The organism is Pseudomonas sp. Soil_N_39 (assembly GCF_057655955.1).
Map to the genome: position 1 here is coordinate 111,033 of NZ_JBDGLI010000002.1, position 14,902 is coordinate 125,934.

The following is a 14,902-nucleotide window of genomic DNA, read 5'->3' on the forward strand; positions in this document are numbered from 1 at the left end:
TTCCACGTGAAACATCAGCGCGATGAGTCCTGGCAACCGTTCATGCGGCCGCATGTAAATGCGCCGGTGCTACCGCCCGAGCTTGAAAAGCGATTGAGGGTTGTCCAGCCCACACGCCGACTGTACCCCACCCAACTTTCTCCATCGGACGCCAAGCCGGTAAAGAACGTGAGCTGACCGTAACGGCTGTTCGTTTGCGCCCAGTACCGGCGACTGGCGGCTTCAAAGCCGCGCAAATAGATCGTGTTTCCAGCCGTCGCGACGCTATAGGCATTGCCCTGTATATCCACGCAGGCCAGCAAATTCGCGCTGCGGGTGCAGTTGGCCAAGAGCGGAGTTTGGGCCGCAGCGCCTAGCGCCCACAGCAACAGCGGGACGGCAAAAACGATTTTCAGATGATTGTGCATGGATTGATCTCAGACCAATGAGAGGACTGGCGGGGCTGGCTGAATCGTATCGTTATACTATAACATAAAAACTATCCAGGCCCTGAACCTAGCCAAACCCTGGAAATGAGCCGTCGTCGAAGCGGCCGCCCGATGAGGATATACCGATGCCCAATCGCCTTCCCGTAACCGTGCTGTCCGGATTCCTCGGTGCCGGTAAAAGCACGCTGCTCAACCACGTCCTGCGCAATCGCGACAATCTGCGAGTTGCCGTGATCGTCAACGATATGAGCGAGATCAACATCGATGGCAGCGAAGTCCAGCGAGATGTCACCCTGAGTCGTTCCGAAGAGAAATTGGTGGAAATGAGCAACGGCTGCATCTGCTGCACGTTGCGTGAGGACCTGCTCGAAGAAGTCGGGCAACTCGCCAGGGAAGGGCGTTTTGATTACCTGCTGATCGAATCCACGGGTATTTCCGAGCCGTTGCCAGTGGCGGAAACCTTCACCTTTCGTGATGAAGAGGGCCGAAGCCTGGCCGATGTGGCGCGACTCGACACCATGGTAACGGTGGTTGATGGGGTGAATTTCCTGCTGGATTACCAGGCCGCCGAAAGCCTGGCGTCACGGGGCGAAACCCTGGGAGAGGAGGATGAGCGCTCGATCACCGACCTGCTGATCGAACAGATCGAGTTCGCCGACGTGATTCTGATCAGCAAGATCGACCTGATCAGCCAGCACGAGCGGGAAGAACTGACCGCGATTCTGCGGCGTCTCAACGCCCAGGCGCAGATCATTCCCATGGTCATGGGGCAGGTGCCACTGGGCAGAATCCTCGACACAGGCCTTTTCGACTTCGAACGCGCCGCCCAGGCACCTGGTTGGCTGCAGGAACTGCGCGGTGAGCACGTGCCGGAAACCGAGGAATATGGCATCGCCTCGACCGCTTATCGGGCACGCCGGCCGTTCCATCCCCAGCGGTTCTTCAACTTCATCGACCGGCCGTGGCCCAATGGCAAACTCCTGCGCTCCAAGGGGTTCTTCTGGCTGGCCAGCAAACCTGAGGAGGCGGGCAGTTGGTCCCAGGCCGGCGGTTTGATGCGGCATGGCTTCGCCGGGCGCTGGTGGCGGTTCGTGCCGAAAAACCAATGGCCGCAGGATGAAGAGAGCACAGCGGCGATCATGAAGAACTGGCTGGCTGCCACAGGCGATTGCCGTCAGGAGCTGGTCTTCATTGGTCAGGACATTGATTTTGGCCAACTCGCCGCTGAACTGGACGCTTGCCTGCTCACCGATGCGGAAATGGCCCAGGGCGTCGAAAGTTGGCGTTTGTTGCCGGATCCGTTCGGTCCATGGCGTGAAGAGGTTGCAGCGTGATGCTGGCGCCCAGTCTGAAAAGAGCGGTGCGGGTGCGGCAGGTCCAAGGTGATACGCCGGGGATATTCACGCAGATCCTGGAGGATGGCACCAACCTGGCGGTCTGGCAGCGACAGCTTCCCGCACACATCAGCGACTTCGCGGCCATGGTGCTGGCGATGGACCAGCCGTTGGCTGAGTCACGGGTGCTCGACTTGCCAGAGGAAGACTCCCAGCCAACGCTGCACGGCTTGGCCGCAGGTTTCAGCGACCTGCAAGGCTATGAAGGCTTCATCGCCGATGTGTCCTGGCTGGTCAGTGCGTTTGCCTGCCTACTGGGCGCCCAACGGGTCGGTCTGCGCCTGCGCACGCTGGACAAGGCCATGTGCCCGCGCTTCCACGTTGATCACGTGCCGGTGCGGCTGCTGACCACCTATGCGGGCGTCGGCAGCCAGTGGCTCAAGGAAGAGGCCATGGATCGCCGGCGCCTGGCACAGCCTGAGGCAGAGCCGGCGGATCCGCTGGTGATCCAGCAGTTTGGTTGCGGTGATGTCGGCTTGCTTAAAGGCGAAAAATGGCACGGTAATGAGGGGTTTGGCTTGATCCATCGCTCGCCGGAGCCCGCGCCGGGGGAGCGCCGATTGATTCTCACGCTGGATTGGCTCGCTTAAGGCTTGAGCCAGGTGCCCTGGCTTTGCCCTTCGCAAAATGGCTGCAGGTAAGCGGCATCGGTCGCCACGCCGTAATAGTGAATATCCTGGCGGTAAGGCATATTGGCGACCTGGGCGTTGCTGCAGACGCCGAATGCGCCGCCAGGGCATTGATCGACGTATTGCACTTCGACCTTCTGGCCGGCAAGGTTCGGCTGGCAGAAGCCGTCGGCAAACAGCTTCTGCGGAATGCTGCGGTTCTGTTGGCAGACTTTCACATCGAGTCGCTCCGCCTGGCTGTGAACCACGCAGGCCTGGGCCAGCGCCTGGTTCGACGTCAGTGCCAGTAATAACCAACCGATCATTCGCATCTTCACCTCCACCGAAAGCCGTCGATTATGTTGCAGCACATTCCCACCCATGTCATCGCCGGTCCCTTGGGCGCCGGCAAGACCAGCCTGATCAGGCATCTGCTGGCCCAGCGTCCGGCCAACGAGCGCTGGGCGGTGCTGATCAACGAGTTCGGTCAGATCGGCCTGGATGCCGCGCTCCTGACCCAGGCTGGCGATGGTATCGCACTGGGGGAAGTGGCCGGCGGCTGCTTGTGCTGCGTCAACGGCGCGCCGTTTCAGATCGGACTTGGGCGTTTGCTGCGCAAGTCCCGGCCGGATCGGCTGTTCATCGAACCCTCGGGCCTGGGTCATCCTGCGCAGTTGATGCAGCAACTGAGTGAGGCGCCATGGCTCGGTGTGCTCGCGGTACAACCCTGTGTAGTGGTGTTGGATGCCCGGGCGATGGCGAACGGCAAGCCCTTGCCGGACGCGCAACGACCAGCCTTGGCGGATGCCGGACTGCTGGTGCTGAACAAGTCCGAGAGCCTCACGCACGCCGATCGCGAACGGGTGACGGCGCAACTGTCAGGGTCTGTGTTGTACTGGACGCAACAGGCTGCATTACCGATAGATCGATTGCCAGGCCTTACGGCTCGGGGCAGCGGGGCTGTGGATAACTTGAACCTGCCCAAGCGTCTGGGCCAGATCCCGGCCATCTGGACCGACCCGACGCAGCCAATCTGCCTGCACCAGCAGCAGGACGGTGGCTGGAGTATTGGCTGGCGCTGGCACCCAAGCCAACGCTTCGACGCAGCGGTGCTGACGCGATGGCTACAAGGCCAGGACTGGAAACGGGCGAAGATGGTTATCCACAGCCACGACGGTTGGGTTTCAGCCAATGCGTTGGAGGGGGCGTTGCTGGGCTGGCAAGCCAGTGAGTGGCGCCAGGATTCCCGGATCGAGCTTATTTTCGATCAGCCGCAAGACGTCGATCGCCTGCAAGCCGGTCTGGTGAATTGTCGGTGTTCTTGAGTCAGCCTTGTTTCAAGGCTTCCACTTGTTGTGTTCCTGGCGCCACTGGCTCAACTCGATGACTTCGGCCCTGGGCCTGGTCTGGGCCGGTTCAATGGGCGCTGGCGGGGTTTCTTCGAAAGGCATCGGGTAGGGCGCTAGTTCTATTTGCGCGCTGTGGGCACCGAACTGGGTGATGGTGCCCGAATGACGGCTTTCGCCGGTGACGGTGAACTCGAAGGTGTAGACGCGAGCCAGTCGTCGTCGACCCTTGGCGTCCTTCACGAAGCCGATTTTTTTCAGCGCCACGTTGCCGTCCAGTAGCTCGATCTTGAGGTTGGCGCAATGCTGCATGACCCTCGCCAACGCCCGCTCGCGCAAGCCATGGTTGTGCCACAGCCAGGCACCGCCGGTAGCCAGCAGCATCAGCACGAAGATGTTTCCAAGGGTCAGCATGAACGAAGTGCTCCAACAAGTTGCTGTCAGCTTAACTGTCTCGCCGGTCTGTCGTACAGGCTGCGTTTAGTCGCATACTGCGCGGCTTGAATTTCAATCGTTTTACGGAAACTTCCCGCATGAAACGTACGCCTCATCTGCTTGCCATTCAGTCCCATGTGGTGTTCGGTCACGCTGGCAATAGCGCTGCGGTGTTTCCGATGCAGCGGGTCGGCGTGAATGTCTGGCCGCTCAATACCGTGCAGTTTTCCAATCACACCCAGTACGGCCAATGGACCGGTGAGGTGCTGGCGCCAGAGCAGATACCAGCGTTGGTAGAAGGCATTGCAGCCATCGGTGAGCTGGGTCATTGCGATGCGGTGTTGTCCGGTTACCTGGGGAGTGCGGCTCAGGGGCGGGCGATCCTGACGGGGGTGGCGCGGATCAAGGCTGCCAATCCCAAGGCGCTGTACCTGTGTGACCCGGTCATGGGACATCCAGAGAAGGGCTGCATCGTGGCGCCCGAAGTGAGCGAATTTCTCCTGGAAGAAGCCGCTGCCGTGGCGGACCTCATGTGCCCGAACCAACTGGAACTGGACAGTTTTTCGGGGCGCAAGGCACAGTCGTTGTTCGATTGCCTGGCCATGGCCCGCGCGTTGCTGGCCCGCGGCCCGAAGGCGGTGCTGGTCAAGCACCTGGCCTATCCCGGCAAACCCGATGACAGTTTCGAAATGCTGCTGGTGACCGCCGATGGCAGCTGGCACCTGCGCCGTCCACTGCTGGCTTTCCCGCGCCAGCCGGTGGGCGTGGGTGACCTGACGTCGGGGTTGTTCCTGGCGCGGATACTGCTGGGAGACAGCCTGGTGGCGGCGTTCGAATTCACCGCCGCGGCGGTGCACGAAGTGCTGCTGGAGACCCAGGCATGCACCAGCTATGAGCTGGAACTGGTCCGCGCCCAGGACCGGATCGCCCATCCACGGGTGCGGTTCGAGGCTGTGCCAATCAACCTCTGATTGCAGCTGCTAATCCCTGCGGGAGCGAGCTTGCTCGCGATGGCGGTCTAACAGTCGACATTGATGTTGAATGTAATGGCCTCATCGCGAGCAAGCTCGCTCCCACAGTTGTTTTTTAAGTGGCTGGTTAAGGCCCGTCCGCCTTGATCTCCTGGTAGCGTCTCTCCAGCTCCTGGCGGATTTGCCGGCGTTGCTGGGCTTGTTCGTAGCGGCGTTTTTCTTCGCTGTTTTGCGGCTGCAAGGGCGGCACGGCAGCGGGTTTACGCTGGTCATCCACCGCAACCATGGTGAAGAAGCAACTGTTGGTGTGGCGCACCGAGCGTTCGCGAATATTTTCGGTCACGACTTTGATGCCCACTTCCATCGACGTGTTGCCGGTGTAGTTCACCGAGGCCAGGAAGGTCACCAGCTCGCCGACATGGATCGGCTCACGGAAGATGACCTGGTCAACCGACAGGGTCACCACGTAGCGTCCGGCGTAGCGGCTGGCGCAGGCGTAGGCGACTTCGTCGAGGTATTTGAGCAAGGTGCCGCCATGGACATTGCCAGAGAAGTTGGCCATATCAGGGGTCATCAACACCGTCATCGACAGCTGGGCGTTTCCGGGTTCCATAACGTACTCACGGTTCAAGGCAGTCATTCGGGAGTGCACCTCTACGGGTGCTGGGGAGTGGCCTGCGAACAGGGCACCAGGTTTTAAAAGCCACCGATATCGGGACGCTGCGCCTGTGGTTGCCGTCACGCGCCGATGGATCTGTTTCCATATATTGCACCGTCTTTTTGTCAGAAGTCGCGGTGTTACCCTTCAAAAGCCCGTTGCGAGGGCAATTCCTACAGAGGAAACGGATTTCTCCAGCTCTGCAGTGAGTCATTTTGAACAGGGAGCCTCGACATGCATGCCATCAGCTTCATTCAGGATTTGGCGATCATCATGATGGCTGCGGGGTTGGTAACCGTACTCTTTCATCGTTTCAAACAACCGGTGGTACTGGGCTACATCGTGGCCGGCTTCATCATTGGCCCGCATACGCCACCGTTCGGTTTTATCCACGACGAAGACACGATCAAGACCCTGGCAGAGCTTGGGGTGATCTTCCTGATGTTTTGCCTGGGCCTGGAATTCAGCCTGCGCAAACTGTTCAAGGTCGGCGCCACGGCCTTCATCGCGGCGTTTCTCGAAATTGTGCTGATGATCTGGATCGGCTATGAAATCGGCCGTTGGTTTGAGTGGAGCACCATGGATTCGCTCTTCCTGGGCGCGATCCTGGCCATTTCCTCCACCACCATCATCGTCAAGGCCCTCAACGACCTGAAGATGAAGAACGAACGCTTCGCGCAGCTGATTTTCGGGGTGTTGATCGTCGAGGACATCCTGGGCATCGGCATCATCGCCTTGCTGTCGAGCATTGCCGTCAGCGGCACCGTGAGCTCCGGCGAGGTGTTTTCCACTGTCGGCAAGTTGTCGCTGTTCATGATCGTCGCGTTGGTCATCGGCATTCTGCTGGTGCCGAGGGTGCTGGCCTACGTGGCGAAGTTCGACAGCAACGAAATGCTGTTGATTACCGTACTGGGCCTGTGTTTTGGCTTCTGCCTGCTGGTGGTGAAGCTGGAGTACAGCATGGTGCTCGGGGCGTTCCTGATCGGTGCGATCATGGCCGAGTCCCGGCAACTGCTGAAGATCGAGCGGCTGGTGGAGCCGGTGCGTGATCTGTTCAGCGCGATCTTCTTCGTCGCCATCGGGCTGATGCTCGATCCGGCGATATTGCTGCAGTACGCCTGGCCGATTGCAGTGATCACGGCCGCTGTGGTGCTCGGCAAGATGCTGTCCTGCGGCCTTGGTGCCTTTATCGCCGGCAACGACGGACGCACCTCGCTGCGCGTTGGGATGGGGCTTTCGCAGATTGGCGAATTTTCCTTCATCATCGCGTCGTTGGGGATGACCCTGCAGGTCACCAGCGATTTTCTCTATCCGGTTGCGGTCGCCGTCTCGGTGTTGACCACACTGCTGACGCCGTACCTGATTCGAGCTGCCGACCCGTTGTCCGTCAAGTTGGCGGCGGTCATGCCACAACGGCTGACGCGAGTGCTGGGGATGTATGGCGAATGGCTGCGTAGCATCCAGCCCCACGGTGAAGGGGCGATGGTGGCGTCGATGATCCGGCGAATTTTGCTGCAGGTCGGTGTCAACTTGGCGCTGGTGATTGCGATTTTTGTCTCGGGTGGTTTTTTCGCCGAGCGGATGTCGGCTTACCTGCAAGCATGGATCAGCGACCCAAGCTGGCAGAAAGCACTGATCTGGGGCGGGGCGTTGCTGCTGTCGCTGCCGTTCCTGATCGCCGCGTATCGCAAGCTCAAGGCGCTGTCGATGCTGCTGGCGGAGATGGGCGTGAAGCCGGAGATGGCTGGCCGCCACACCCAGCGCGTGCGTCGAGTGATCGCCGAAGTGATCCCGATTCTCTCGCTGTTGGTGATTTTCCTGCTATTGGCAGCCTTGTCGGCCAGCATTCTGCCGACCAACAAGTTGCTCGTACTGATCGCCGTGGTGGCGACTGCCGTTGCGGCACTGCTCTGGCGCTGGTTCATCCGCCTGCATACGCGGATGCAGGTGGCCTTGCTTGAAACCCTGGACAATCACAAGGAATCGTCCGGGCATTGACTGGCGGCGGGGCTCAGCTTTCCAGCCAGACGTCCCGCGCCCAGTGCCAGACCGATTCCCAGGTTTCCTCGGCGATCAGTTCTTCTTCGGCCTGCCACAGCACCACCGTGCCGTCCTCTTCAACGCAGTAATAATCGTCGCCGTCCTGGCAGATCGGGATCAGGCTGCGGTCGACACCGGCGTCCCAGGCATTGGCGGCCACGTCCGGCAGGTAGGTGTGGGACTGTGGATCGGTGACGGTCACCGGTTCCAGGCTGCCGTAGACGACATCGCTGACGGTCAGCAAAAACTCCCTGAAGACGAATGGGATATCGATGAACAGCTGCTCTTCGATCTCTACCAGTAAGTCTTCGTCGGGCAATTCCAGCGGGACCGGTACGGGCTCGTTGGCTTCACGCAATTGTTCGATGATTTCTTCCACGTCCGGGGATCCTCTTTCTCGATGGCGCGGTTTTATATGGAGCGGTTTATACAGTAGCTCGCTATAGATGCAACCGCGAAATAGAAAACCCCGGCCTGAGCCGGGGTTCTTTTATTTCAACATGCAAAACGGGCAAAGGTTCAACCGTTCTGGCGGATACCTGCCACCAGCCAAGGCTGGTCATCGCCCTGGGCACGTTCCATGTTCCAGCTTTCGCTGAACGCTTCGCCCTTGTCGAAGCGAGAATCCTTCGACACACCGCTGAAGGTCAGGGTGGCGATGGTCTTGTCGGCGCGATCGTCGACGCCATCCAGTTGCACCTGCAGGTTGTCGATGTAGGTTGACTGGAAGCCATCACCCAGCTCAGCCCGCTCGCGCTTGAGGAATTCCAGCAGTTGCGGGGTCACGAACTCGGAGATCTTGTCCATTTCGTTCGCGTCCCAATGTTGCTGCAGGGACATGAAGTGGCTGCGCGCGGCTTCGATGAAGCGTTGCTCGTTGAACCAGGCCGGCGCATTGATGACCGGACGGGCGGCCACAGGCGCTGCCGAACCCCCGAAGATCGAACCACTGGCAGGCGGCTGCTGGTTGAACACTTCACGCTGCATCGGCGCGTGGCCGGCCGGAGCGAGTTGCTCCTGCTGCTTGCGACGACGAGCGGCAATGAAACGGAAGACCAGGAAGGCGATGACCGCCATGATCAGGATGTCGAAGATCTGCATGCCCTGGAAGCCGTCGCCCATGAACATGGAGGCGAGCAGGCCACCGGCGGCGATGCCGGCCAGGGGGCCGAGCCAGCGCGAAGCGCCGCTGGCCTTGGTAGCGGCGCCTGCGGCACCGGCCGCGCCTGCGGTGGCAGCGGTAGAACCGGCGGCAGAAGACGGCGCCATCTGGCTGGTCTGGTGAGTCGGGGCTGCTCCCGAACTTTTACCACCGCCAAAGCGCTTGGCGGCATTGGCGTCGATGGCCATCGTCAGGCCGATGCACAACGCCATGGCGATGCTAAGAAAACGTTTCATATAAAGGCATTCCCATTTGTGGATAGCACGCGCGCCATGTTGCACAGCTGAACTGTTGCTGGCTAGCAGCAGAGTGTTTCGGGCTTTTGCGTGACAGGTGAGGTTCAGCTTCAGCTATGCAAGAGGGCCTGTTCGCTTTGGGCTGTAGGAAAGGGGAACAAGTTCTATCGGAAAACTAGTATGGGTAGAGGAAGGTATCTGTGGGAGCAAGGCTTGCCCGCGATAGCGATCTATCTGACGCATCTATGTTGGATGCGCCACCGCCTCGCGGGCAAGCCTTGCTCCACAGGGTTTAGCAAATCCTTAGATCGCCTCGAGCTTGGCATACCCCAGCATCAGCCACTTGCTGCCTTCGCTGAAGTTCACCTGCACCCGGGCCTGGGCGCCGGCGCCTTCGAAGTTGAGGATCACGCCGTCACCGAACACCGAATGCCGCACGGTCTGGCCGAGGCTGAAGCCGGTTTCCGGGATATCGCTGCCGCCGAACAGGCTGCTGGTGCTTTGTTGCTGGCCGCCACCGAATGGTCGGCTGACACTGTTGGACAGCCGGACTTCTTGGATCAGGCCCTTTGGCACCTCACGTACGAAGCGCGACACCTTGTTGTAGGTCTCGCTGCCATACAAACGTCGGGTTTCGGCGTAGGTCAGCACCAGATTCTGCATGGCGCGGGTGATACCGACGTAGGCCAGGCGCCGTTCCTCTTCCAGGCGCCCCGGTTCTTCCAGGCTCATCTTGTGGGGGAACAGGCCTTCTTCCATGCCCACGAGGAACACGTAGGGGAATTCCAGGCCCTTGGCGCTGTGCAGCGTCATCAGCTGGATGCTGTCTTCATGTTCGTCGGCCTGGGTGTCGCCGGCCTCCAGGGAGGCATGGCCCAGGAAGGCCGAGAGAGGCGACAGGTCCGCGTCTTCTTCGGTGTTCTCGAAATTGCGCGCGGCGCTGACCAGTTCCTCAAGGTTTTCCACCCGGGCTTGGCCTTTCTCGCCTTTTTCCGCTTCGTGGTAGGCGATCAGGCCGGACTGCTCGATGACGGTCTGGGTCATCAAGTGCAGGGGCATTTCCCCACACTTGGCGGCCAGGTCTTCGATCAGGTCCATGAAGGCCTTCAGGGCGCCGGCGGCGCGACCGGTCACACCCTTGTTGGTCACCAACTGGCGTATGGCTTCCCACATGGATACGTGACTGTGGCGCGCGTGATCGCGAATCGCCTCGACGGTTTTCTCGCCGATGCCCCGCGTCGGCACGTTGATCACCCGCTCCAGGGCCGCATCGTTGCCGCGACCTTCGATCAGGCGCAGGTAGGCCATGGCGTTCTTGATTTCAGCACGCTCGAAGAAGCGCTGGCCGCCGTAGATGCGGTAGGGGATTCGTTCGCGCAGCAATGCCTCTTCCAGCACCCGCGACTGGGCGTTGGAGCGGTACAGAATGGCGATGTCGCTGCGGGCCAGGCCGGTTTTCAGCGCGCTCTCGATGGTTTCCACCACGTAGCGGGCTTCATCGTGTTCGTTGAAGGCGGCGTAGAGGTTGATCGCCTCGCCTTCGCCGCCATCGGTCCACAATTCTTTGCCCAGGCGCCCGGTGTTGTTGGCGATCAGGGCGTTGGCAGCCTTGAGAATGCCGGCGGTGGAGCGGTAGTTCTGTTCCAGGCGGATGACTTCGGCGTCGGGAAAGTCCGCCGAATACTGGTGGATGTTCTCGATCTTGGCGCCACGCCAGCCATAGATCGACTGATCGTCGTCACCCACCACCATCAGACTGTCGCCGCCCTTGGCGAGCAGGCGCAACCAGGCGTATTGCACGGCGTTGGTGTCTTGGAATTCGTCCACCAGCACATGCCGGAAACGCTTTTGGTAGTGGGCCAGCAGCCCTGGGTGGTCGCGCCACAGGTCCAGCGCCCGTAGCAGCAATTCGGAAAAGTCGATCACCCCGGCACGCTGGCACGCCGCCTCGTAGGCTTCGTAGATGCTGCGCATGGTCGCCAGGAACAGGTCGCCGCTGGCCTGGATGTGCTGCGGGCGCAGGCCTTCGTCTTTCTGGCCGTTGATGAACCATTGGGCCTGGCGGGCCGGCCAGCGTTGTTCGTCCAGGCCCAGCTCGCGGATCACCCGCTTGACCAGGCGTTGCTGGTCGTCGCTGTCCAGGATCTGGAAGGTCTGGCTCAGCCCGGCCTCCTGCCAATGCGCCCGCAACAAGCGGTGCGCCAGGCCGTGGAAGGTGCCGACCCACATGCCGGCGGGATTGATGCCCATCAGTTGTTCGATGCGATGGCGCATCTCGGCCGCGGCCTTGTTGGTGAACGTCACCGACAGGATCGAATGGGGCGAGGCGTTCTCGACCTGGATCAACCAGGCGATACGGTGCACCAGCACTCGGGTTTTACCGGAGCCGGCACCGGCCAGGACCAACTGACGACCCACGGAGGCGGCTACGGCCTGACGTTGGGCATCGTTGAGGGAGTTCAGCAGAAGGGAGAGATCATCGCGCATCAGGGCATTCTAGGGTGCGGCGTCACCCCGGGCAAACCGAGCTTTGCATCAACCGATAAAAGACCGCTTGGTGATGACCGGCGGGTCACAGGCTACAGGCGTTGATGGGACTCGCCCGGGAGGGTCGCCACCCAATGAAATAGCGACTTTTTTCAGTGTTTTTGTGAGCTGGGGCAGTGTGGGATGGCCCATGGCTTGTGTATGCTCGGTGCTCGTTTCGGGTTCTCCACGCTCCACTGAATAAGAACAAGAACAGTGCCAATGACCCTCAATTCCGATCCGGCGGGGCCCAGTGTGGAACCACGGGTCATCTGCAAGCAGTACGCCACGGAGATGGCGGTCGAGCGCACACGTCTGCTGTATCAAGGCTCGCTGCTGCCTACGCTGTTCATGCTGCTCAACGGTCTGGTCTGCGCTGCGCTGTTATGGGAGCCGCGACGCTATTTTTTGGTCAGTGTCTGGCTCGTCTGGTTGTTGTCACTGGTGGCGTTGCGAGTGATCCAGGTGGCGGCTTTCGATTCGGCGATGCCAAGCCGCCAGGCGCACCCGATCTGGTTGCGGATGTTTTTGCTGGGCTCAGCGATGACCGGCCTGACGCTGGCCGGGGCCGGTATCGCGCTGGTCCCGGCCGACAGCTTCCAGCAGCAGGCCTGGGTGTTCGGCCTGATTGGCGCGGCCGCGCTGTCGGCCAGCGTGGCCTATGCCGTGAGTCTTCCGGCGTTCCTGTCCTTCACTTTGCCTTGCCTGTTACCGGCCATCGGCTATCTCTTCTGGGGCGGCGATGAGCAGCAACGTGGCTGGGGCTGGCTGGGGCTGATTGTGCTGGTTTCCTTGAGCGTGGTGGCCTGGCAAGTCAACCGCTTGATCCAGAGTGGCATGCTGCGACGCTTCCAGAACCAGGCCCTGATCGAGCATCTGCAGCAAACCCAAACCCGCAGTGCGTTGCTCAACGAGGCGCTGGGCCGGGAGGTCGAGCAACGTCGCTCGGCCGAGGAGAAGCTGCGGGCGGCCCAGGTTGGCCTGGAGGCGCGAGTCGCGCAGCGCAGCCTTGAACTGGAGGCCGCCAGCCAGGCCCTGAGCAAGAGCGAGGCGCGCCTGGCCTTGGCCCTCAAAGCCAGTGAGCTGGGGTTGTGGGATTGGAACCTGCAGACTGACGAAGTCCATCACACCCAGCTCAAGGAGCTGTTCGGGCTGGAGCCCGAATACGTCACGGCGATGCTCAGCCACCTGACCCCGCGCCTGCACCCCCAGGATGTGCCGGCACTCAAGCGGGCCCTGGTCGAACACCTCAAGGGCCGTAGCGAGGATTACCAGATCGAATACCGTGTGCGTCACGGCGATGGTCACTGGGTCTGGATCGAAGACCGCGGCCGGGCCGTGGAGCGCAGCGCGAGCGGGCGGGTGCTGCGCATGGTTGGCACCCGGCGCGACATCAGCGCCAGCAAGGAACTCGAGCAGCAACGGCAGCTGGCGGCCACGGTATTCGAGGCCGCCAGCGAAGGCATTGTTATTTTCGACCCCAACTACCTGCTGCTTGCCGCCAATCAGGCGTTCACGCGGGTCACCGGTTTCAATATCGAGGACATGCTCGGGCGCAGCGTGGTCGACCTGCCGTGCAGTCGCGATGCGCGCCGGCACTACCCGATCATTCGCCAAGCGCTCAAGCAGCACGGCACCTGGCAGGGCGAGCTGGTGGAGGCGCGGGCCAACGGCGAGCTGTATCCGCAATGGCTGCAATTGAACGTGGTGCGCAATGCTCGGGGAAATGTCAGCCATATCGTGGGCTTCTTCGCCGATCTTTCGGCCCGACGCGAATCCGAAGAGCGGATGCGCTACCTGACCCATTACGACGAGCTGACCGGGCTGGCGAATCGTTCGCTGTTTCGCGAGCGCCTGAACGAAGCTCATCAGCGTGTGCGCCAGGGCGGACGGCGCAGCCTGGCGTTGCTGCATATCAACCTGGACCGCTTCAAGTTGCTCAACGACAGCCTTGGTCATGACATCGCCGACCAGTTGTTGCAGAAAATGGCGCGGCGCCTGATCAATGCACTGCCCGAGGCGGACACCATCGCCCGGTTATCCGGCGATGAGTTTGCGGTGTTGTTCGATGCCTACGGCAACCTTTCAAGTCTGGCCCGGGTGGCGACCCGGTTGGCCGCCAAGCTGCGTGTGCCGCTGACCATCGAAGGCCATGAACTGGTGCTCAGCGCCTCCATCGGCATCAGCTTGTTGCCTGACAACACGCGGGAAATTGCCACGCTGGTCAGCCAGGCGAATATGGCCATGCAGCATGCCAAGCATTTGGGCGGCAACAATTTCCAGTTCTACACCGACAGCCTCCAAGCCAGCACGCTGGAGCGCCTGCAACTGGAAAACCAGTTGCGCAAAGCCTTGGAAGAGCAACAACTGAAGGTCTTTTATCAGCCAAAATTGTGTCTGGCGACCGGTCGCCTGAATGCCGCCGAGGCGCTGGTGCGTTGGGATCATCCGGCCATGGGGCGGGTGCCGCCGGGGGATTTCATTGGCCTGGCCGAAGAGACCGGGTTGATCGGGCCGATTGGCGAGTTCGTGTTGCGCCAGGCCTGTTGGCAGGCGTGCGAATGGCAGCGTCAAGGGCTCGAGCCGATCAGGGTGTCGGTCAATCTGTCGGTGCATCAACTGCGCCAGGGCAAGCTGGTCAGCCTGGTGCGACAAGTGCTGGAAGAAACCGGCCTGGCACCCCAGTACCTGGAACTGGAGTTGACCGAGAGCCAGCTGCTCGACAGCGTTGAACACATCATTGCCACGTTTCAGCAATTGCGTGACCTTGGGGTCAAGCTGGCGATCGACGATTTTGGCACCGGTTACTCATCCCTGAGCTACCTCAAACGCATCCCGGTGGACTACGTGAAGATCGATCAGGCATTCATTCGCGGGCTGGGCGAGGGCAGCGTGGACACCGCCATTACCCGGGCAATCATTGCAATGGCCCATGGACTGTCGCTCAAGGTAGTGGCCGAAGGTGTAGAGCGGCAGGAGCAGCTCGATTTCCTCAGGAGCGAGTGTTGTGACGAGGTGCAGGGGTATCTGATCAGCCGGCCGGTGGAAGCTGAGGGGCTGGCCGGTTTGTTGCGAATGCAACACTTGATTGAATGAAT

General features: G+C 60.9%; 13 protein-coding genes. 6 read left to right on the forward strand and 7 right to left on the reverse strand.

Features of this window, described 5'->3' with window-relative positions; genetic code table 11:
- Positions 1 to 14 precede the first annotated feature (14 nt).
- Positions 15 to 407, reverse strand: a complete 393-nt coding sequence (locus AC3A5O_RS02860; protein ID WP_122567646.1) for a glutamine synthetase — start codon at positions 405 to 407, stop codon at positions 15 to 17.
- Positions 408 to 553: 146 nt separating this feature from the next.
- Between AC3A5O_RS02860 and zigA the strand changes: the two genes are divergently transcribed.
- Positions 554 to 1,762: a zinc metallochaperone GTPase ZigA gene (zigA, locus tag AC3A5O_RS02865; RefSeq protein ID WP_122567645.1), complete on the forward strand. Its 1,209-nt coding sequence runs from the start codon at positions 554 to 556 to the stop codon at positions 1,760 to 1,762.
- Positions 1,762 to 2,412, forward strand: coding sequence for a DUF1826 domain-containing protein (locus tag AC3A5O_RS02870; protein ID WP_305468913.1), 651 nt, complete (start codon positions 1,762 to 1,764; stop codon positions 2,410 to 2,412). Before zigA ends, AC3A5O_RS02870 begins: the two co-directional genes overlap by 1 nt.
- On the opposite strand, the gene AC3A5O_RS02875 is transcribed toward AC3A5O_RS02870, so the two are convergent.
- Entirely contained in the window at positions 2,409 to 2,762 is a 354-nt protein-coding gene (locus tag AC3A5O_RS02875; RefSeq protein WP_122567643.1) for an NADH:ubiquinone oxidoreductase, read from the reverse strand. The two genes, AC3A5O_RS02870 and AC3A5O_RS02875, sit on opposite strands and share 4 nt — an antisense overlap.
- 27 nt (positions 2,763 to 2,789) lie before the next feature.
- On the opposite strand from AC3A5O_RS02875, the gene AC3A5O_RS02880 reads away from it, so the two are divergent.
- The gene (locus tag AC3A5O_RS02880) at positions 2,790 to 3,755 is read left to right on the forward strand and encodes a CobW family GTP-binding protein (RefSeq protein ID WP_305468911.1); all 966 of its coding nucleotides are present in this window, start codon (positions 2,790 to 2,792) and stop codon (positions 3,753 to 3,755) included.
- Positions 3,756 to 3,767: 12 nt separating this feature from the next.
- Here the strand turns inward: AC3A5O_RS02880 and AC3A5O_RS02885 are convergent, their stop codons facing one another.
- A complete protein-coding gene (locus AC3A5O_RS02885) occupies positions 3,768 to 4,190 on the reverse strand; it encodes a DUF3301 domain-containing protein (RefSeq protein ID WP_122567641.1) in 423 nt (140 codons plus the stop codon).
- A gap of 119 nt (positions 4,191 to 4,309) precedes the next feature.
- Between AC3A5O_RS02885 and pdxY the strand changes: the two genes are divergently transcribed.
- Positions 4,310 to 5,182, forward strand: a complete 873-nt coding sequence (gene pdxY, locus AC3A5O_RS02890; protein WP_122567640.1) for a pyridoxal kinase PdxY — start codon at positions 4,310 to 4,312, stop codon at positions 5,180 to 5,182.
- 127 nt (positions 5,183 to 5,309) lie between these two features.
- Here pdxY and AC3A5O_RS02895 read toward each other — a convergent pair whose 3' ends face one another.
- Entirely contained in the window at positions 5,310 to 5,795 is a 486-nt protein-coding gene (locus tag AC3A5O_RS02895) for an acyl-CoA thioesterase (RefSeq protein WP_047226692.1), read from the reverse strand.
- Positions 5,796 to 6,074: 279 nt separating this feature from the next.
- On the opposite strand from AC3A5O_RS02895, the gene AC3A5O_RS02900 reads away from it, so the two are divergent.
- A complete protein-coding gene (locus AC3A5O_RS02900; protein ID WP_122567639.1) occupies positions 6,075 to 7,838 on the forward strand; it encodes a cation:proton antiporter in 1,764 nt (587 codons plus the stop codon).
- Between the two features lie 13 nt (positions 7,839 to 7,851).
- Here AC3A5O_RS02900 and AC3A5O_RS02905 read toward each other — a convergent pair whose 3' ends face one another.
- The 3 genes from AC3A5O_RS02905 to uvrD form a co-directional block, all read right to left on the reverse strand.
- On the reverse strand, positions 7,852 to 8,259 hold the full coding sequence (locus AC3A5O_RS02905; RefSeq protein ID WP_003187120.1) for an SMI1/KNR4 family protein: 408 nt from the start codon (positions 8,257 to 8,259) through the stop codon (positions 7,852 to 7,854).
- A gap of 140 nt (positions 8,260 to 8,399) precedes the next feature.
- Positions 8,400 to 9,278, reverse strand: coding sequence for a Tim44 domain-containing protein (locus AC3A5O_RS02910; RefSeq protein WP_305468909.1), 879 nt, complete (start codon positions 9,276 to 9,278; stop codon positions 8,400 to 8,402).
- 303 nt (positions 9,279 to 9,581) lie between these two features.
- Positions 9,582 to 11,765, reverse strand: a complete 2,184-nt coding sequence (gene uvrD, locus AC3A5O_RS02915) for a DNA helicase II (protein ID WP_305468908.1) — start codon at positions 11,763 to 11,765, stop codon at positions 9,582 to 9,584.
- Between the two features lie 261 nt (positions 11,766 to 12,026).
- Here uvrD and AC3A5O_RS02920 point away from each other — a divergent pair, with 261 nt between their 5' ends.
- Positions 12,027 to 14,900, forward strand: a complete 2,874-nt coding sequence (locus AC3A5O_RS02920) for a putative bifunctional diguanylate cyclase/phosphodiesterase (RefSeq protein WP_487752829.1) — start codon at positions 12,027 to 12,029, stop codon at positions 14,898 to 14,900.
- The last annotated feature ends 2 nt before the right edge of the window (positions 14,901 to 14,902 follow it).